Here is a 19,250-nt window from a genome sequence, read left to right as displayed (position 1 = left end):
AGTGTTAATTTTTAGAGTTATGGTTTCTGCAAGTTGGGTAATCGTCCATCATTTGGCGGGTTTTCAACTACACCGATATAACATGTAAAAGGAACACAGGTATGTCTAATCTAATTGGATCTAACACTTCGTGACTCAATCTACACACTTTTAGTTTTTTAAACGCGAGTCAAAATGTAAAGCAGCCACGAGCTGCTTTTTTTATAATTAAAATTATTAAGTTAATATGCCCGATGATAAGGGATTAGTAGTTTTAGGGACAGAGCCATGAATTCGAATTTTCCTGTTTTTGTGCCGAATTACTTGGAAAGTCATGAAAGATATAGGTAGATTTCTATGGTACAATCGCTAAAACTATAAGTTTGAGAAGTAATATAGTGAATAAAATGTATAAACCAGCGCTAATGACTGGTTTTTTGATGCTCGCAGGGTGTGGCGGCTCATCTGATAGTTCTGCAGAAAATAAGCCGAATTTATCTGTTGTTTAAGAGAAGCCAAAACTGACATTCTATGTTAAGACTCGTACGGACTGCGGTACCATTCCTTATCCCAATGCAAGTGTGGTGTTCCATGATGCAGACGGTAACGCCATGGCGACATATATAACTGATAGCGTGGGCTTTTTTAGTCAAGATGTACCAGCTGGTGCCGAGCACGCTTCAGTGTTAGGTGTCGAAGATTATGGCAACAATCGAGTGGGGACAGGCAACACAGGTAAGGTGCGCAAAATACATACCGCATTGGAAATCTCTGAGGGCGCACAATTAGAAACAATTGAGTTTTTTGATGTCACTGGCTCGTGCCCATGCCAAGATGTAACGGTCGATTTTAGTGAACTCGCAGTTACTCATAGTGACTACAATATTTCAAAGTTTGGAAGTGGGATTATCGAGGGTTATCAAGACTCCACCAGCGTATGTGGACACAATCCAAAATTATATTATTCCATAAGCCAATCTGGCTACGATATGAGCAGATTAGCGGTCATTGATGTACCAAAAGCGTCATCGAGTGTGGTAGTCACAGGGAGTGATTTTGCCCATGACAGCGTGAATGTCCCGACCGCACATTTTGCTGAGAAGTCGAAAGTTCATGTGAATGGCCTTGATAGTGTTGGTGAGAAGATTTTACTGAATTACGATAATGCTAGCGAGCATTCTAATTTAAAAATTTACCCCTCACTTTCTAGCATTAATGAGCTGCTTAACTATAAAAGTGTATTAACTTATCCTGAAGAATTACCCGTTATTCACTCATGGGGAGTCATTGCAAACCTTGACAATGTGGGAAAAACAAACGAATTCGCGCTACCAGAAGCGCAGTTTGAACTTGCAGGTGAGCTAACTAAGGCTGTGTTAATGCAAGAACAAGGAGAGGTGTATACCTATAACTTCACGGGCTTAGATACACGCTTACAACATGCGACAATAACTATGAATTTTGAATTACTCGGCTCACCATACAAAAATCTACAATGGAGCTTTTCTAGCGCCTTAAATTCAGAGATCCCAAAGTTAACGTTTGGAGAAGAGTTTCAGGCTTCGAATAAAAGTGTCACCCGAAGTGCATCCCTTCATTTATCAGGTTACGATGGTGCACCAATGAACGTCGTTGATTATAGACAATATGTTCAAAAACATCTTGGTAAGACTTCATTAGGAGATAAGGTATTTATTAGTACCACACAGAGGCTTCAGATGAATTAAAAAATGGCAGCTATTTAGCTGCCATTTTTCTATATAAACTTAGAAGACAATTACTTGATGATAAGTTGATCTTCGTAAGTATAGATGCCATTTGGATCTGTTAGGTTGAACACTTTAACAGCCATTGTTTTGCCCGCAGCATTTTCACACTCGATGATTTGATAAAGCACAGGCTGTGCAGTGTCATTTGTGTATACTTTATCTTGAGTGAATACATCAGCGTGGAAAACATTAGATGTATCTTCGCCGTGGAATAAGCCCAGTGAAACACCACGGTTTGCAACTGTGTGGCAGTATGATTGAGAACGGTTTTGGTTATCTACATTAAGTGTGCTCTTCACACGATATGCAGAATGGTAACCAAAAGAATATGGTTGGTTTACGAATTCACCAGCCGGCTCAACTGTAATATCCCAATTTACAATTGGTGCACCAGGTACATTTACAAGTACGTGGTACCAAGTGTTGTCGGCATCATAACAGCCAAGTTTAAGTAATTTAGAATCTGTTAGGCGCTCTTCAGGGATACCGTTATTAATACCGATTGTTGCTTGACCAACGATGTTAGCATCTGGTTGAACAGCGGCATTAACAATGTGGCTGCCATCAACGTTTGAATATAGGTTGCCGTACTCACAACGTGCACCGTCACGCAACTCAATGTCAGCTGAGAAGTTATGAGCAAATTCACTTGTGATCACTACACGGCTAACAGGGCCATCAGCATATACAGTGTGGCGATCATAACCATTTGTATCAGCGATATTGATAGGCGCAGCAACCGCACTTACAGAAGTTAACATTGCAGCAGCGAACGTACCTAATTTAAACATTTTCATTTTTAATCCTTTGGATAGTTTTTAAAACCAGCCTCATTGTGCTGGACTTTCACTTGTCAGTTTTAGTTATCACTTGGGCCCAAAGCGGTAACGCGTAGTAAAAGTAGCAAACAAAAATAAGGTCGGCAAATCAGGTGTGTCTTTTTCAATTTATGTGTTTATTAATATTTATTTTTATAAAAAACAGTTGGGTAGGCTTTTTGTAAGTGAAGATCGTAAACTGAATTAAGGTAAATGAAATAATTCATAATGAACCCTCATGGATTCTGCGTAACTCATTTTACTAAGGTAATGAATTATATGTTCGCAAAAGCGCTTTACTGAATATGCATCTGGGGTGATATGTTACCGAGAGCGAAAAGTGCGCATTTGTTGTTCTTGTCGTATAGCTCTGTGAACACGTATTTTAGAGGTGAAAGTTAAGCTGTAGAGACGCTACGTAGTTGTATGGTAAGGCTAGTAACCTTTTATTGAATAGTTTTTACAGCGTCTTGTAATTTTTGCTCTGACCATTTCTCTGGTTTTGAAGGGGCTTCTCCTTGACGTAAAGTTGATCCAGTACCCGGCTCGGAAATAACGACTCGCCCAAATTGGTTTTCAATGATGAGGGGGTGTTCGCTGTCAAGCAAGATAACATCAATTGTTTCTTGGCTATAAAGGTTACCGCCCCAAAAGTCAGTGCCCCTAATACCGATTGATCCCAATGGTGTTTTAATTTTGAAATTAGGCCGTGCAACTTTAGTTATTTCTCCTGTTACAACTCTAAAAGCACCAGTTACAAATTCGAGAGTGGCATTGGGCGTTTGATGATGCGCTCCATGATTAAATTCTAAGACTGAAAACTGCGTTTCCGCGCCTAATGTGAGGATGGTGCCTTCACTAAACTTTATTTGCGCGCGGGCTTTGTCCCCTGTAAAAATGAGATCGTTATTGTAAATTGCAGACTTTCGCTTTAACTTTCGTTGATTTTTATTTTGCTCTGCTACCACGAAATGTTTGGCTAACATGGTTTTCGCGACTTGCTCAGAGCTTACTGAAAGTGAAAGAAAGCAAAAACATAATGCTGTAATAAGCTTCATTCGTTCCTCAAACCTGACATCAACAAATTTTATCCATAACTAAGGTTTTAGTCCTTTTATAAATTTAGCGCAAATAATCAATCACAAATTCAAGACGGCTACGTCGTCAGAGTGAAAGAAACAAAAACGGTAGCGATTTTTTGTGCGTGTGAATACATCAATGCAACAAAGTGAGCCTTTGGCTGTAATGAAAACAAGTGCAATGCAGTGGGCGCGTATGCAACTGCACACCAAGTCTTGCCTGAACGATTCTATTTTAGGTCAACTGAATCATTTCTTTAGGCCTGAACCAATACTTCACTCTCCTATTTTTAAAGTACTTAGCAGTAATATGGACGGTGATTTTTGTTTAGGTGGTGATTTAACATTGTTAGCAGAGCTCGTTGAGCGAAGAGATAAAAGAGGGTTATATAGTTATGCAACAAACTACTTAACACTTGTTAATCAACTACTTTGTGGCTCGAGAGAAAACTTTACGAGTGTTGCGGTGGTGCAGGGGCGTGCTTTTGGCGCTGGTATGTTGGTTGCGCTTGCTGCGGACATTGTGGTTGTTGAGTCTCAAGCTGAATTTATGAACTCAAGTATGTTATTCGAAGAATACCCATGTGCGGTGTTAGCGAAAAAGTTACGTAACAGTGCCTCTCGTGACGTGATTATGGAAGTGCTTTGCTCCGGTAAACGATATAGCGCACAAGCATTGTTTGAATTGGGGATGATAGATGTGGTGTGTGAAAAAGGGGATGCAGAGAGGCAAGTCTATGAGATCATCGCGCGTGCAAAGCAGTCTCATTACGGGCGTATTGCTTTACAAAACTATCGAAAAAATAGCGTTGGCCTAACACATAGAACAAGAAAGTTGTTGGTGGATAAGTGGGTTTCAAATATCAGCGATTGTGACGCTCGCTTCGTGCAGTATTTACGCAGACTCGGGCGATTGCAAAGCGAATGAGAGTAGTGTGAGTTGGCAAACTGTCTTGCGCGCAAGGATGGGGCACAGTTTGCCTTTTTTCACTCAGGAAATTGTACTTTTAGTCCGCCCATTAGACGAGAATATACAGATGATAGAAATACTCAACGCAAGCACGATATTTAACTTACTCCTAGACAAAGGAGTGTTAATTGTACCTACTGCAGGACCTTTAGACGTCGTCTCTAAGGGAATGATATGCCAAGGTGAAATTGCTGTTCAAGACGATATAGAAAAGTTTTTACAAAAAAAAGTAAATATGTCTCCATACATTCAGGGGGCATACGTCGCTGGTGGCGCAGTAACTTTTAGTGCAATTAACGATATCGTATTGTCTGACGTCACATTCAAAGGTGGTGCGCCAATTGTTTTAAAAGGTGATATAAAATGTTCACTAAGCGTCATTCCAGCTTTAAATGATAAAGGGATCCCAGACCCGTCTCCACCTACCGAATTAACCGTAAAGTTCGTGCCTACTCAGCCAATTACTGTATCTAAATAACTTTACAACTGGCGTAGCGAGAAAGTGTTGTACGTTTCAAATAAGACAATGCACAAAGAAGAGATACTTTCACTTTACTTGCAATCTGTTTTCAATTTAATTACAAGTCGGGCGGCCATTAAAAATGGGCGATAAAAGGGAATTACATGTTTTATTCAAAGAAAACAGCGCGAACGATAATTTGTGCCTCTGGCTTTTTTTGGGTTCTCAGTGGGTGTTATAAGGAGGGCTTTATTCAGGGGAGTAACGAGCTGATATTAAATGGCAGCTTGTTAAAAGGGCCTGTGAGTAGTGCGACGATCACCATTACTGACTATGAAAATAAAGTTATTTGGCAAGGTGCTAGCGACCAGCACGGTAATTTTAGTAGCCGTTTAAGTATTGTTGAAGATAGCTTATTTACTGTACGTATGGGAGTTGAGAAAAGCACTGAGATGATTTGTGACGCGTTGGAGTGTTTTGATCAACGTGGCAACCTCATTGCTAGTTATGCAGAAGAGGTTTTACTCTCTGAGCTTGGCAATATTCAATTAAAATCATTAGGCTCTTCAAATTCAACCAAAACTTCCTTTCAAGTTAATGCATTTACAACTCTTGTTTATGATCAGGTGGAGGGGCGGTTAGAAGATGGCATTTCTAACAGCGGGCTGGAACGAGTTGCTCGTGATGCCAGCAAGGTTATTTTGACTGCCCTTAACTTAGATATAGATGAAACCAACTTGCTAGATACACACGTTCTTTATTTAGACCAAGCAAGCGATGAACAGAAACAAAATAATGAGGCAACAATATTGGCAATTGTCAATGCTGCCATGGCAGCTGACCTGTCAGCACTTTCAAATATTTCTCATGCGATTTCTGATTTTAATAACAATCCAAATAGCGACGTGGATCGCGTTAACTTATCAAAACTGAAAACGGAGCTAATGGGGAGCGCCAAAAGACTTGTTGATAGTGGCGAAGTGTCAAACCTACCCTCATCGGTGGCCACAAATATAGAACTTGCAAAGAACAATGAAATAAAATTTGAATCATTGATCGCGGCAAATGAAGCATTATCTGCGCAAATCGAAGTAGTCAATGCGCAAAGTCGTATCTCAGGGGGCAGTGGTGGAAGCAATTAAGTACAGGATTGATGAGATATGAATATCAAAGTTATTAATTGCGGTATACTGCTGTGCATATTGAGCGTTAGCTTTACATCGGTTTCTGCGCCTATTTTCAGCCAAAAAAGCGCGAAAATAGAAACGCGTACTTGGCAAGAAAAATTAAATTACTTTGGTAGCGTATCTACTCAAAGGCAATCATTATCCCTTGGTCGACAGCCTGTAAACTCAGCCATTGAGTCAGATAGTTTTGATGGTGATGCGACTGCAATTGAAGCAAACCTATCAATAGGTGGTAAATTATTCCCTTCAGGTTCGATATATACCGAGTTGACGCTCGACCAAACTGAGCTTGAAGGCGAAATTAGTCGCGTAGGCGAAGCGCGATTTTCAGATTTTGTTGGTTACCGTAGGTATAAGTCTATGCTAGAAGTTTTTTATGAGCATGCCTTTGAACATGGAGTTAGTGTCGGAGTTGATATATACGGTGGTTCAGAGCGTTATCGACAAAAAGACAGTAGCATCACGGATAAAGAAATGGGCGGCGCATTTATTGCCAGTAAACTCATTAAGCTGGGAGTTGCTGAATTAGACATTGATTATGTAGCCAGCTACCGAAGGTTGATACCTGGAAATCGAGAGAGCGCCGCGCGAGGACAGGTTTACCATAGTATTTTGACTGAATACGCATACCCGTTGACAGGTCAGTTGAGTGGTTTTATCGGCGCACGCGTGTCTTGGTTCCCAAATCACAACCCACTTGGTTATTGGGGTAGTCAAGGTCGATATGCACTTTCTTCAGAGTTAGCTTATCGCTTTCAAGGCAGTTCATTGCTCGCACTGCAACTAGAAAAACTTTGGCTTTCAAATAATCGTTCTATTCTCACTATTGCAATGAAGTTTGAATATCGCTTTAGTAGTTACAAAACCAAAAGGCGGAAAAGGAACTATAAAGTACCTAACTTATTGATAAGGTAAATGAATATGCAAAAAGCAGTGAATCTTAAAATTGCGTTATTTGGTGGAGCGGGAATAGGATTGCTGTTTGGGGTTGTTATGGGTACTACGGTTACGCCAACGGTAACCTTGTTGTTAGGTGCCTTAACAACTATTTTGGCCGCAATACTGGGTTTAAACGATCGTCACTTTAATGATGCCAAAGCCGTCAGAATAGGCTCCTTTGGGATAGCGTGTGTATTGGGCGCATATTTAGGGGTTTACGTGAGAACTCACAACTTGCTGGCGCCATCGCTTACTGATTTGAAAGGTCAATATATGGCTGTTGGGTACACCAAACAGCAAGCTTTGCAGCTGTTAACTCTAAAAGAGTTCGGTTTAAATCTAAGTCAAGTCAGTTCAACAAGCCATCCGCTGCAAACAGACTCAGACTCACTACCGGCATATGAAATGCCATTGGTGCACGACGCTCAAGTGACTCGTATGAACAATCAGCATAGCAGCTTGTTATTCAGCGCAGCCGTTGAGGTAAGCGGATGTGATGAGCTTTTGTATACTGATGAAACTCTTGCTCTCGACGAGGTACTCAACAACTTTGAATTGACCGGAGGATTGTGGGCGCAAATAGCCGAGAATGTGTCTTCACTCTACGAGGCAAATGAGCAAAAGTATGTCCTACTCGCTACGCGAGATGCACTATGCATGTCGAAAGATTATGTTGAGCACTGCCCAGATGGTGTGACATGGTCTCAGGTTTCTAGTTTGTCTCTAGCGCAAACGAAGTTTGGGCCAAATTGGCAGCCTGTTTTCGATAGTATTTCTGAGGCAAAAATCACTGACGAGCAAAAGTTTACTGTCTTGAAATTGACACATAACACTTTGTGTACAGCGTTGTAGGCGGTGATGTGTGATTCCGCGAATCATGCTTACTATATTGCTCTTAATAACAGGACCAGTTGGCACAAGTCAGGCTGCTATAGATCCAGAAGTGCTAAGTAGCAGCACCGTAAGAGTGATTGTCAAAAAGCCACATGGAGAAATGAGCGTAGCGACAGGGTTTATTTGGCTCAAACCTCACTGGGTGGTTACCGCCTTACATGTGCTAGACCCAGAACCAAAAAGCAAAGTGATTATTGACTACGGTAAAAAAAAAAGCGCCTTGCTAAAGTTCATCGGGTACTACCTAAGGCAGATTTGGTGTTACTTGAAGTAGCAAGACCGGTCTCAGGGTGGCAACCTATCAAGCAGTTTAAATCAAATAAGCCTAAATATAGAGCAAGTGTTACTGCACTCGGGTTCCATCATGGGGCGCTTGCGATGAGCACCCGCGAGTTACTCAAAGGATATGCCAAGCCAGAAATATTAAAGCAGTTTCTTCCGCCTTATGCGGTAAAAATGCTATCGAAAACGAAATCCCCCCATATCGAGTTACCCATTTATTATCTAGATGGCAGTTTGCTACCTGGTTTCTCAGGCGCGCCAATCTTCGATAGTGAAGGGGCCTTGATAGGCATTGGTAATGGTGGTTTGGAAAATGGCGCTGCAAATGTAAGTTGGGTGATACCAGCAAGCCATTTAGATTCTCTTATTGCATCAGAGTACAAAACCATTCCTGCTGCTTTACGAGAATCCTCCAGTTTATTTACTCTGGATAAGGTCAGCAGTACGGCCAAAACTCATCACAACATAGGGTGGCAAGCACCTTGGCAGTGGTTGATTAACAGTGCGGTGGCAACTACCAAGTCAGTAGAAAATACAACATTTGTGCCATTTATCTCTCCGCCGAGCCGCGTAAACTACCAAAACTTTCAATTTGTTAAGATAAAGACTCGCAGCCTAAACCAATTCTCACATAGCAGTGGTAACCCCGAAGAGATTGTGCAGGTGGTAAAACTCTTTAGATCTATTTTTGGTGATATAGAGTTGGATTTTGCAGCGCAAGCCTTCGATGTCTACTCAGACGCCTATTATGGACTTAATATTGTTATTCCCTCAGGTACACAGCTGTACACCGATGATGATGGTTACTTGCTAGCAAAAAGCGAGCAGTTGTGCCAGTTGTGCTTTTTTGAACTTCAGTATCATGCAAGGGATTTAAATACGAAACAAAGGCAATATATTGAAAAAGACGCGATGACTTTTTTATTTCGTAAGTTAGACGAACATTGGAATGAACTAAACGAGGAAGGCGTCTATGAAGAATATAAAGACTTTAGGCAGCTATTAGAGTTTGGAGGTAGGCGATATGTGGCCAATGGTTTATTCGCAAACTTTAATGAGCCCATGACTTTACGTCATGAAGTGAATTACGTTTCAATCGCAACCAATAGAGAAAGCTGGTTGCAAGCACAAGCGATTAACAGCCAGTTTAACGATGACTACATGAGTCAACTACTAAAGAACCCCAAATTAAACTGCAAGAAAATTTCATTATCTAGTGAACAAGTTTCACTCTGTCTTTCCTTGGAAACGGCATTCTCATTACTTGCCAGTGTTCACCTGACAGGCTTTTCCAACCGTTTCAATAGTCTATAACTAAACGAAAACCTCTCTCTTCTTTTACGTACTTTTGCTATCTGCTTTTCTGCCCGTTTATAAGCGGCGCATGTGTATCTCAAAAAAGTCACAGTTATTTTTCACAGCGCCAAATAAGAGGCGTCTTAGCCATACAAAATAATTTACAAGACACATCGGTTGGGACTGATGTGGCGGAGCCGTGGTAAAGGCTCTTTGTCTTAAAAGGCGCAGGCTTGTTTGAGTGGGTTTATTCCCATTGATTTGCCACTCGATAGGTTTTTAAGTTAGCCGGGTTTGCGCCTCATTTACCCAATTCTTGCCGTACTGGCTCATTAGAATGTAATTATCAACGTAAGGAAATATTATGCCTCAATATAAAACCCCAGACGTCTATGTCCAAGAGAAATCAACACTGCCGCCTTCTGTGGCAGAAGTTGCAACGGCCATTCCGGCTTTCATTGGTTACACTACCAAACTGAACGAAGCAGGTGATGCTCCAGCATACGAGAATACACCAGTTCGTATTACGAGCATGGTTGAATTTGAAGCTGTATTTGGTGGTGCTTATCAAGAGAGCTTTAAGCTTAAACCTAAGTCAGCGGGCGGCTTTGCTGTGATGTCTCCAGAAGGTGAGCTAGAAGATGCACAATACTTCTTGCATCAAGCTGTAAGCCACTACTTTGCTAATGGCGGTGGCGCGTGTTACATCATAAGTATTGGTACTGCTGGTGGAACGTTATCAGCTGAAGGCTTCACTAAGGCAATTGATTTACTTAATAAAGTTGACGAAGTAACGCTAATATCTAGCCCAGAGTCAATTGGCTTGGATACAACAAAGCACTACGAAGTACAAAATAAAACGCTCGTACATGCTGAAAAAAGAATGGACCGTTTTGCACTTGTCGATGTACAAATGCAAGCTGCTGAAGACAGCATCGACCCTATCTCTGAAGATGCAACAGCACTTCGCGCGGGTGCGACACTAGGTCTTAAATATGGTGCCGCATATTATCCATACCTTACAACGACGATTGCCCGTGCATATGATGCGACTAAAGTCATTGTGAGTGCGCCGTTGACTGCACAAGTCTGGTGGCCAAAAGACTCGTCACACAAATTGGTTTGCCTAAACGGCGCTGACTGGGCCGATATCGGTGAAGACTACTTGCTACCAAGTGGCAATAATACAGATGTTATTGATGGTGATGATTACGATCCATCTGGCAAACGCTACTTAGTGCCTGAAACAGTATTTGCTACAGATGATACAAGTTATTACCGTTTAACTGATGGTGTTGAAGTTAAGCTTGAAAACGGTGCAATCGTTGAAACAGGTGGTACTCCATTAGTAATCGAAGACGAATTCGAACTTACACCTGTTACATTGGATTCACTTCAACTTGCAGCGATTGGGGACCCAGCTTATCCATTCTCATCAGCAGATGTTTACAACCAAGTTAAAGCTGAACTTGGTAAAAACTACCTTGATCTACCTCCTTCACCTGCAATAGCTGGTGTTATGGCTAAAACGGACAAGGACCGCGGTGTATGGAAAGCGCCAGCTAATGCAGCGCTTGCACAAGTACTCATGCCAAAACTAACTATCGACAATGCAGACCAAGAAGGTCTAAACGTTGATGCGACATCAGGTAAGTCAATCAATGCTATTCGCACATTTGTTGGTAAAGGCACACTGGTATGGGGTGCACGTACGCTTGCCGGTAATGACAATGAATGGCGCTACGTGTCTGTTCGTCGTTTGTTCAACATGGTTGAAGAGTCTGTTCAAAAAGCAACACACTTTGCTGTATTTGAGCCAAATACGCCATTCACATGGTTAAAGCTAAAAACCATGATTGAAAGTTATTTAGAAAGCTTATGGCGTTCTGGTGCATTCTTTGGTGAAACGCCAGAGCAGGCGTTTTTCGTTAACGTCGGCCTAGGTCAAACAATGACTGAAGATGATATTAACAATGGCCTGATGAACATTGAAATTGGTCTTGCAGCGGTTCGTCCTGCTGAATTCATCGTACTAACTTTCTCTCACAAAAGCTTAGAGGGCTAACCTTAGCGCTTTTTGATTATCAGCGAGTCACAACGTCTATTTGGCCCATTGAGATGCCAAATAGACACCTATTTTTCACTACAGCATAGCTGTAATTACAGTATTTTTTGGAGTTATTAAATGGCTACTACTAAAGCAGATATCGCAGCAGAATATCCAATTCCGGTCTATCGATTTGTTGTCAGTTTTGGCGAAGAAAGCATTCCTTTTTCAGAAGTTTCTGGCCTAGATATTGGTGTTGAAACTATCACTTACAAAGATGGTTATGGCAAAAAGCATATGCCTGGGCAACCAACTGACGTGAACATTACGCTAAAGCGCGGCTTAGTTAAGCAAAAGAGCCAGTTCTACGATTGGATTTCTTCTATCAGCTTAAACCTTGTGGATAAAAAGGACATCACAATTTCACTAACCAATGAAGATCGCTCTCAGCCTCTCGTTACTTGGAAAGTAATCAATGCATTTCCTAAGAAGTTGACGGCACCTAGCATCAATGGTGGTTCAAATGAAGCGAGTGTTGAGTCACTAGAAATGATGGCTGACGATATTAAGATCGAATTTCATTAATTTTATTCTCTTTTTTTGGGGCACGAGAGTGCCCATTTAGGTGTGAAATATGTTTCAAGATCCTAGAACACCAATGGTTGGGTATCGTTTTCTTGTCAGCATTGTTACGGCCGGCATCCCCAACCCCGTTGATATTTTATTTAAAGAAGTCAGTGGGCTGAAAATGGCTAGGAGCGTCGAATATACCAACAACCGAGTAAGTGTTGCGAATGCAAAGCAGGCCAGAGCCTTGACCCTAAAAAGAGGCGTTTTCCAAGGAGGTAGTTTATTAATGCTACAAAACTTGGTATTTGGCGATGCGTGGAGCACCTATTTGGTTAAAAACGATATCTTAGTCACGATTTTAGATGACAACTTTTTGCCTTCTCAAGCATGGCTCGTTCAAAATGCATTTTTGGAAAGTTGGGAGTGGGAAGGTGTTGATGCTGGCCGAAATGACGTTTTAATTGAGTCACTTAGCTTTAGTTATCGAGACCTCATTTCTGTGCCAATTCCAGGCTTACCTTCATAACAAGGAGTAAGCAACATATGGAAATAAAGTGTAATCAAGTGCATGTCAAAGCACGTATTCGAGCGGACCAATCAGGTGATGCAGCCGCTGAAAGTTCAGCCGACTCTTCTCAACAGGCGCCAGCAATCGAAAAACATAGTAATGCGGTCGGCCGCTATGAAGTTCAGGAGTTGCTTTGTCAATTGGAAGCGGATTTAAAGCGCTACATTGAATTTAGGTTTGCAAAGTTTGGTAAAGAAAAAAGGCCCTGACTATGAATAAATCAAGCGGAATTAACGCAAGTGGTTTGCCACTTTGCAAGGTGACATTCTATAAGAAAATTGAACGAGGAGATGGTAATAAATTAGGGGAATTAACGTTGCCTTATGACCCAAAATCTCTAAACGTGACGCATCAGAATCATTTGGTAGAGTCAAAGATCATTGGCTCGGAGAGTGGGTCAGCTCGATACCAGAAGTCACCAACCTCGATTCTTACTATTAAATTCCTATTGGACGATACCATCATTGAAACGCCTGGTCAGCTTGCGATGGGAGAAAGTGGTGAAACAGAGACTGAAGACAGCATTCAACAATTGTTAAAGTACGGTCTTGCCGTGCAAGGTGAAACTCATTTGCCTGCATTCGTGACCATTATGCCTTTGAATATGGTGTTAAATCACGGTGCAGATGGTGGTTTCCACGGTATGCTCAATGACATCAATGTCATCAGTGAACTTGTTAATGGCAAAGGCAATCGCGTCAAAGCACAGGTTGTTTGTAACGTATCTGAGTGCCTGTCGAACAAAGAAATTAAACTCAGGACCGGTAAAAGCTCGCCAGACTTAACCCATGTACTCCAACATAAGGCTGGAGATAGTGTGATAGCCCAAGTCACTTCAATTTATGGCGAACCTAGCTACGTACATCAGGTGGCAAGCGTGAATAAACTGGCTTCAATTCGCAGCGCTGATGTGGGAGCTGAAATTATTTACCCGCCTTTGGAGCGCTGATATGGATATACGTTACACCATTTTAGTCGACGGCAGTGAAAAAAAACTGGAAGTCGGTGTTAAGGAGATGGTCGCTCGTAGAGGCGTAAATCAGATCCCCGAATTATCAATTATTTTCGCTGATGGAGACATGGCAGAAGAAACTTTCTCGCTGTCTCTGTCTAAAGACTTTCCGCCGGGTAAATCAATTGAAGTGAAAGCTGGCTTCGGTGATGCCGCGCAAATTACCGTTTTTTCTGGGGTGATCACTGGAGGTAAAATTGGCTATTGTTGCGAGCCTTTTGTGCAAGTCTCCGCGAAAGGAGAGGCAAATAAGCTTTGCCAATCGAGAATCAGTAAACTGTACAAGCCTGACTCAACTGACACAGACATCCTGAATGATTTGCTTACGCCTTGTTCGGGTAAAAAGACGGTAGCTGACAGTAAAATTAAACATTATCAATATCTAATGGTTGAGAAAAAGCCATGGGAAGTGTTGATGAACCGAATTTTGACCAATGGCTTTGTTTTTTACGAAGAAGAGGGCGGCATTAATATCGTTGATTTGACTAAGCATACTCCAACCACCACAGGGTTTAATGTCGCAATGGACGGGTGTACTGAGTTTGAACTCTGTTTAGATAACAGCTCCTACGCGAAAAAAGTCGATCACAGTGCTTGGGATATTAAAACTCAGGCTATGCTTGTTGAAGACCATGATTCGGGTGAAAAAAAGGATGGCGGGACCGCTGATATTGTCATCAAGTCTCAAGCACCTATAGACAAAGTGGAGATAGCGGCGAAAGCAAAAGCTGAGCAAACCTACCGCCTTTGGGATACCCAACAAGGGCGCATTCAAGTTGATATGTCTGTGGCTGAGTCACTTCATAACGTAAAGTTGCTAGAAGCAATAACTGTATCCGGTGCTGGTGAGAGCAATAAAGCGGACTACATGATCAGCGAAATTCATCATCACTTGTCCAATCAAGGGTGGTTTTGCGAGTTCACTTTAGGCTTATCTTTAGTAAACAGTGGTTGGTCACAGTGGGAAAAGTTAACGCCAACCCCCGTCGTAGTTGGTAAAGTCGCTGAATTCAAAGAAGACAAAGAAAAGCTTCATCGGATCCCGCTCACTTTACATAGTCTAACAACGGAACCTATTTGGGCTCGGTTACTTACTCCTTACGTTGGTGTCGAAGAAGGGCTGTTTTTACCGCCAGATCAAGATACAGAAGTCATTGTGGACTTTATTGGTGGTGATGCAAGATTTCCGGTCATTATAGGCGCTGTTCACAACCCCGTCGCTAAGCCTCCACTAGGTGGCTATAAAAAGGAATATGACGTCCGAGGGTTAGTGTTCAAAGAGCAGGCTATGGGGTTGAAATTTACCTTTAAAAAGCCACACATCATTATGGAAGGCAGTAAAGACCACTCAATTTCACTGGGTGAAAGCTCGGGCTATAGCTTGTCGCAAAAAGACAAAGCGGGTATGACTGCAAAAACTGATGTGGTGATTAAAACTCCAGATGACAGTCAAATCAAGATGGATAAATCCATCACCCTTGAAAGTCAGAAAGTCGCTGTAGTGACGGACAAAATGGAAATTGGATAAAGAGGAATTATAATATGGACCAATCATTTCTTGGAAGGGGATGGGGCTTTCCACCTCAATTTGCAAGTCCAGACTCAGGGCCTGAAATGGCTGAAGGAGAAGAGCTTGTAAAGCAGGCGATCTCCACAGCTTTGAATACACTAAAAGGTGAGCGACCATTTTGGTCTGAACTTGGCTCAGGGCTATCAAACTTTGTGTTTGAGGACGCTAATGAAGCCGCGCTTGTTACCTTAAAGCAAGAGATTTCAGCCACTCTGCTCAATCACGAACCTAGGATTATATTAGAAGATATTTCCTTCGACCCACAAAAACTCTATGACGGAGTACTACTGATTGAGCTGACCTATCTGATTCGTAAGACAAACAGCCGCAGCAATATGGTATTTCCATTTTATTTGTCTGAACAGTCTGTCTAACAGCTTTTGCTGGTGGTTCCTCACACTCTGAGCGACACCTTTACTTATTTTATCTTTGCACTGTTGCAATCTGCATGAACGCCGTAATACACAACAGCTTGCCAACTTAGGTTGGTACGTGTGGTTACGTTTACGCGTTCGTTTTTCGAAATTATAAGGTAATCACATGGCTTCTAAGTCTCGTAGTCTTTCACATATTACCCATTACCAAACCGGGTTGAGTCAAACTGGGCGTCTAATACCTGAGCTCTCAAGTGGGTTTTACGAAATAGAGCCGCGCTCAATTGAGCAGTGGCTGAGCTATCTAACTAAGATAGCTGAACAAACAAACTTTATTGGCACAGATACATGGCGTCCAGTGCAAACTTGGTACAAGATACTACCTGATTCAGAAAAGTTCGCAGCGTTGAGTACATATGTATTGACTGGCAAAGCTGATGAGTTAACGGCCAAAATTGCAGAACGTCCAGACTTAGCGTTGTTACTGTCTTTTGTTGATTTACTGTCTCATACCCAGCGTCAATTTAATGAATTTATTGAACTTCACTTAAACCATTATTACCGTGATGTCCTTGGTTTTGAGCCTTTGGCTGCCGAACCTGATGCTGCGCATATACTGATTGCTCTCAATGAAGTGGACTCAATGACTTTACAGCCAGGGACCGAGTTCGATGGCGGTAAAGATGAAGAGGGCAATGATCTTACATATCTATCAACTGAACCCAATGCCATTAATCGAGCAGTGGTTGACAATGTCACCACTGTAAATAAGCTCACATCAGCGTCTGGTTTAGATATATGCCGCCATGTACTCCGTGATACTGAACAGAGTATAGAGCTCGAATCGAGCGTGATGACGTTTGGTGACAACAAGGTAAATGAGTTAGAGCCTGAAGTGGAAATTGGCTTCAAAGTAGCATCACAAGACTTGTTCCTATCTAGTGGTAAACGTATTATTTCAATGCGATTTTCCAGAGATGAATTTGGTGAGAGCCCGCTGGACCTAACCGCTTGGTTAGAGAGCTTTGATGTATGGGTCAGTACTGAAGATGGCCCCGTTTTGTTGTCAGCAGAGCAGCTATCTCTGAATTCCGAAAACAGTGAAATTAACATCACCATTGATGAGTTATTTGCGCCAATTTCGCCAGTATCTGACACCTATATTGGGCAAGATAAAGTGCTCCCTTATTTGGCGTTTGTACTTAAAAAATCTAAGTACCAAGCGCTATATAGCATCGACTTAGACAAACGTGAAAAATTATTAGAGTCCCTTACCTTAAATGAAGTGCAAGAAGTACGGATCTGCGTATTAGTGATAGGCGCATATGGATTAATAGGTAACAACGGCATTGGCTTTTTAGATATGACTAAGCCTTTTGAGCCCTTTGGTTTCGCGCCGCAATTAGCCGAAAAATTTGAATTTACGCATCCAGAGTTACTGTGTAAACGTGTAACGCGAGCAAGCGTCGAGCTAAATTGGGTCGGGAGACCAGATGATTTTGATAAGTATTACAAGACTTATCTCGACTACCAAAGTATCGTTACATCTTCTCTAGATACAAAGAAGCCGGAAACAACGCCCTCATGGCCAATAAACCAAGTCCTCATTTCTCAGTCAGATGAAACTTATGGGGATACCCATCACAAAATACAGTCGGATTTATTTTATAACGACGACCTTTGGGATAGCGAGCAGGTACAGGTTTTACAAGCAAAAAGTTTACCTAGTAACGAAAATAATATTGCGACGAATCGGCTCGCTTTCACCTTTGACGATGACAATGGAACTCGCGATTACTTGACGTTACCTTTCAATTTAACGCAAGCGAAAGAGTGGCCTAAATGGTATACATTTGAATTGTCGAATCAGGACTTTGGACACCCATACCATTTAAAAGTTGCTGAGTATTACGCATATCAAAACAGCATTAATTTAATCACGAGGGGCCCAACAGGTGGGGACTTTATGCCTGTTCAGGTACCGGAGCCTTATACCCCATTACTAGACTCCATGAAACTCAACTATTACAGCCAGAGTATTTCACGTGCACAAAGGGATGCCATTGGCAATTCAATTTGGATTGAACATATTTCTCCAATCGGCAGGCAATTACAGTTACTTGAAGACCAGAACAGTCTGCACCTGTTACCGCAGATTGAAAATTTAGGCTATTTATACATTGCACTCGGCACTATGGTGACACCAGGTCAATGCAGCGTGCTATTTCAAGTAGAAGCGGTTGATGGGTATAACTTTGTTGAGCAGCCGGAGTTTAAGTGGGAATACTACAACCAAGGGAAGTGGCATCATTTTAGTCGCGAGGACTCTCAAGGTATAGGTGGTGAAGGTCGTATTTTGCAAGACAACACCTATGATTTATTGGATTCTGGCATCATTATTTTCTCTTTCCCCGAGTTCGATTTAACCGATCAATTTAATCACGACGGCAAAGTTTGGATCCGTGCTGCAATTGACTCTTCAGTACTATCGAGTGATTACACACACCCAATCTACTCTAGACTAAAAGGCGTTCATTCGCAGGCGGTAAAAGTCACACTGGGTTCAACAGGGCATCCAGAGCCTCACTATTTGAAGCCTCTTCCTGCTGAGACCATTACAAAACTGGTAACAACAGATCCGCTAATATCATCCGTCGAGCAACCATTCGATAGTTTCGGCGCACGTGTTAAAGAAGATGATAGCCGTATTAACTTGCGTGTGAGTGAACGCCTTAGGCATAGGGATCGATTGTTAACAGGTTGGGACTTTGAACATCATACACTGCAAACATTCCCTGAATTGCATACGGTGCGTGCTTATAAAACGAGTGACGGTGTAAACATGATGGTGATCCCACTTAACCATGACACTGAACTATTACAGCCTAAAGTACCCAGATATTTGATGCGTCAGATCCAGGACGAAGTTGAATTACGCTCGGTGCCCAACTTAGACATCACGGTTGTTGACCCAATCTATGTGGAAGTCCAACTAGAGATCATTATTCAAATCGATCCTCGGTTTGATATCCAAACAACCGTGATAGAGCTTAACGCTCTTGTTGTCGATACCCTAACACCATGGAATAAGAGTGATGAGAAATTATCTCATACCATCTATTTGGCGGATGTTGCGCAAGCTTTAGAAATGCATCAGGCAGTAAAAATGGTACAAGTTATCCGAGGCAAGCGTCTCGATGACAAAATTCGTCAATATGCACAGGTATCGCCTAAGAGCATGGACGAAATTCTGGTGCCCAGCCGAAACCACAAGATATCCCTGACGAATGTGGCCGGAGATGTTTTTGAAGGTATCGGAAAGTGGAAAATTCAACATAACTTTGTGGTGCAGTAGTGCACCACTGACCACGGTCTCTAAACACTCACATCTGCGTTCACAGATATGAACGCACTCCGTCTATTCAAATATTGACCA

18 protein-coding genes are annotated in these 19,250 nt (G+C 42.0%); 16 read left to right on the top strand and 2 right to left on the bottom strand.

The window, feature by feature from the left end:
• The first annotated feature begins 590 nt into the window (after window positions 1-590).
• Window positions 591-1,706, top strand: coding sequence for a hypothetical protein (locus tag N482_RS02445; RefSeq protein ID WP_155730450.1), 1,116 nt, complete (start codon window positions 591-593; stop codon window positions 1,704-1,706).
• Between the two features lie 50 nt (window positions 1,707-1,756).
• Here N482_RS02445 and N482_RS02440 read toward each other — a convergent pair whose 3' ends face one another.
• Window positions 1,757-2,545 (bottom strand): hypothetical protein, encoded by a 789-nt coding sequence (locus N482_RS02440; RefSeq protein WP_063375573.1) that lies wholly within the window; start codon window positions 2,543-2,545, stop codon window positions 1,757-1,759.
• Window positions 2,546-3,012: 467 nt separating this feature from the next.
• Window positions 3,013-3,624, bottom strand: coding sequence for a FecR family protein (locus tag N482_RS02435; RefSeq protein WP_063375572.1), 612 nt, complete (start codon window positions 3,622-3,624; stop codon window positions 3,013-3,015).
• A gap of 160 nt (window positions 3,625-3,784) precedes the next feature.
• Between N482_RS02435 and N482_RS02430 the strand changes: the two genes are divergently transcribed.
• The 15 genes from N482_RS02430 to N482_RS02360 all read left to right on the top strand — a co-directional run bounded on the left by N482_RS02430 (window position 3,785) and on the right by N482_RS02360 (window position 19,169).
• Window positions 3,785-4,573 (top strand): enoyl-CoA hydratase-related protein, encoded by a 789-nt coding sequence (locus N482_RS02430; protein ID WP_063375571.1) that lies wholly within the window; start codon window positions 3,785-3,787, stop codon window positions 4,571-4,573.
• 7 nt (window positions 4,574-4,580) lie between these two features.
• The gene (locus N482_RS02425; RefSeq protein ID WP_063375570.1) at window positions 4,581-5,093 is read left to right on the top strand and encodes a hypothetical protein; all 513 of its coding nucleotides are present in this window, start codon (window positions 4,581-4,583) and stop codon (window positions 5,091-5,093) included.
• Between the two features lie 146 nt (window positions 5,094-5,239).
• Entirely contained in the window at window positions 5,240-6,217 is a 978-nt protein-coding gene (locus N482_RS02420; protein WP_063375569.1) for a hypothetical protein, read from the top strand.
• Window positions 6,218-6,235: 18 nt separating this feature from the next.
• A complete protein-coding gene (locus tag N482_RS02415; protein WP_063375568.1) occupies window positions 6,236-7,177 on the top strand; it encodes a hypothetical protein in 942 nt (313 codons plus the stop codon).
• A gap of 6 nt (window positions 7,178-7,183) precedes the next feature.
• Entirely contained in the window at window positions 7,184-8,053 is an 870-nt protein-coding gene (locus N482_RS02410) for a hypothetical protein (RefSeq protein ID WP_155730449.1), read from the top strand.
• A gap of 10 nt (window positions 8,054-8,063) precedes the next feature.
• A complete protein-coding gene (locus N482_RS02405; protein WP_155730448.1) occupies window positions 8,064-8,369 on the top strand; it encodes a hypothetical protein in 306 nt (101 codons plus the stop codon).
• Window positions 8,354-9,691, top strand: coding sequence for a S1 family peptidase (locus N482_RS02400; RefSeq protein WP_063375565.1), 1,338 nt, complete (start codon window positions 8,354-8,356; stop codon window positions 9,689-9,691). Before N482_RS02405 ends, N482_RS02400 begins: the two co-directional genes overlap by 16 nt.
• 346 nt (window positions 9,692-10,037) lie before the next feature.
• Entirely contained in the window at window positions 10,038-11,738 is a 1,701-nt protein-coding gene (locus tag N482_RS02395) for a phage tail sheath family protein (RefSeq protein ID WP_063375564.1), read from the top strand.
• Window positions 11,739-11,858: 120 nt separating this feature from the next.
• Window positions 11,859-12,305 (top strand): phage tail protein, encoded by a 447-nt coding sequence (locus tag N482_RS02390; protein WP_039609825.1) that lies wholly within the window; start codon window positions 11,859-11,861, stop codon window positions 12,303-12,305.
• 49 nt (window positions 12,306-12,354) lie between these two features.
• Window positions 12,355-12,816 (top strand): phage tail protein, encoded by a 462-nt coding sequence (locus tag N482_RS02385; protein ID WP_063375563.1) that lies wholly within the window; start codon window positions 12,355-12,357, stop codon window positions 12,814-12,816.
• A gap of 17 nt (window positions 12,817-12,833) precedes the next feature.
• Window positions 12,834-13,067, top strand: coding sequence for a hypothetical protein (locus N482_RS02380; protein ID WP_063375562.1), 234 nt, complete (start codon window positions 12,834-12,836; stop codon window positions 13,065-13,067).
• Between the two features lie 2 nt (window positions 13,068-13,069).
• Entirely contained in the window at window positions 13,070-13,807 is a 738-nt protein-coding gene (locus N482_RS02375; protein ID WP_063375561.1) for a hypothetical protein, read from the top strand.
• A gap of 1 nt (window position 13,808) precedes the next feature.
• On the top strand, window positions 13,809-15,398 hold the full coding sequence (locus tag N482_RS02370; protein WP_063375560.1) for a phage baseplate assembly protein V: 1,590 nt from the start codon (window positions 13,809-13,811) through the stop codon (window positions 15,396-15,398).
• A gap of 14 nt (window positions 15,399-15,412) precedes the next feature.
• The gene (locus N482_RS02365) at window positions 15,413-15,814 is read left to right on the top strand and encodes a GPW/gp25 family protein (protein ID WP_063375559.1); all 402 of its coding nucleotides are present in this window, start codon (window positions 15,413-15,415) and stop codon (window positions 15,812-15,814) included.
• Between the two features lie 166 nt (window positions 15,815-15,980).
• A complete protein-coding gene (locus tag N482_RS02360; RefSeq protein ID WP_063375558.1) occupies window positions 15,981-19,169 on the top strand; it encodes a hypothetical protein in 3,189 nt (1,062 codons plus the stop codon).
• Window positions 19,170-19,250 lie beyond the last annotated feature (81 nt).

It is taken from the genome of Pseudoalteromonas luteoviolacea NCIMB 1942 (assembly GCF_001625595.1).
Classification (GTDB): domain Bacteria; phylum Pseudomonadota; class Gammaproteobacteria; order Enterobacterales; family Alteromonadaceae; genus Pseudoalteromonas; species Pseudoalteromonas luteoviolacea_A.
The sequence above is the reverse complement of the archived record's forward strand: the minus strand, read 5'-3'. Positions and strand labels throughout refer to the sequence as shown.

Excerpts from the sequence above, each read along its gene's own strand:
- N482_RS02445 (WP_155730450.1), top strand. The coding sequence starts at position 591 with ATGGCGACATATATAACTGATAGCGTGGGCTTTTTTAGTCAAGATGTA.
- N482_RS02370 (WP_063375560.1), top strand. The coding sequence starts at position 13,809 with ATGGATATACGTTACACCATTTTAGTCGACGGCAGTGAAAAAAAACTG.
- N482_RS02365 (WP_063375559.1), top strand. The coding sequence starts at position 15,413 with ATGGACCAATCATTTCTTGGAAGGGGATGGGGCTTTCCACCTCAATTT.
- N482_RS02435 (WP_063375572.1), bottom strand. The coding sequence starts at position 3,624 with ATGAAGCTTATTACAGCATTATGTTTTTGCTTTCTTTCACTTTCAGTA.
- N482_RS02440 (WP_063375573.1), bottom strand. The coding sequence starts at position 2,545 with ATGAAAATGTTTAAATTAGGTACGTTCGCTGCTGCAATGTTAACTTCT.
- N482_RS02415 (WP_063375568.1), top strand. The coding sequence starts at position 6,236 with ATGAATATCAAAGTTATTAATTGCGGTATACTGCTGTGCATATTGAGC.
- N482_RS02360 (WP_063375558.1), top strand. The coding sequence starts at position 15,981 with ATGGCTTCTAAGTCTCGTAGTCTTTCACATATTACCCATTACCAAACC.
- N482_RS02420 (WP_063375569.1), top strand. The coding sequence starts at position 5,240 with ATGTTTTATTCAAAGAAAACAGCGCGAACGATAATTTGTGCCTCTGGC.
- N482_RS02375 (WP_063375561.1), top strand. The coding sequence starts at position 13,070 with ATGAATAAATCAAGCGGAATTAACGCAAGTGGTTTGCCACTTTGCAAG.
- N482_RS02380 (WP_063375562.1), top strand. The coding sequence starts at position 12,834 with ATGGAAATAAAGTGTAATCAAGTGCATGTCAAAGCACGTATTCGAGCG.
- N482_RS02390 (WP_039609825.1), top strand. The coding sequence starts at position 11,859 with ATGGCTACTACTAAAGCAGATATCGCAGCAGAATATCCAATTCCGGTC.
- N482_RS02395 (WP_063375564.1), top strand. The coding sequence starts at position 10,038 with ATGCCTCAATATAAAACCCCAGACGTCTATGTCCAAGAGAAATCAACA.
- N482_RS02385 (WP_063375563.1), top strand. The coding sequence starts at position 12,355 with ATGTTTCAAGATCCTAGAACACCAATGGTTGGGTATCGTTTTCTTGTC.
- N482_RS02430 (WP_063375571.1), top strand. The coding sequence starts at position 3,785 with ATGCAACAAAGTGAGCCTTTGGCTGTAATGAAAACAAGTGCAATGCAG.
- N482_RS02410 (WP_155730449.1), top strand. The coding sequence starts at position 7,184 with ATGCAAAAAGCAGTGAATCTTAAAATTGCGTTATTTGGTGGAGCGGGA.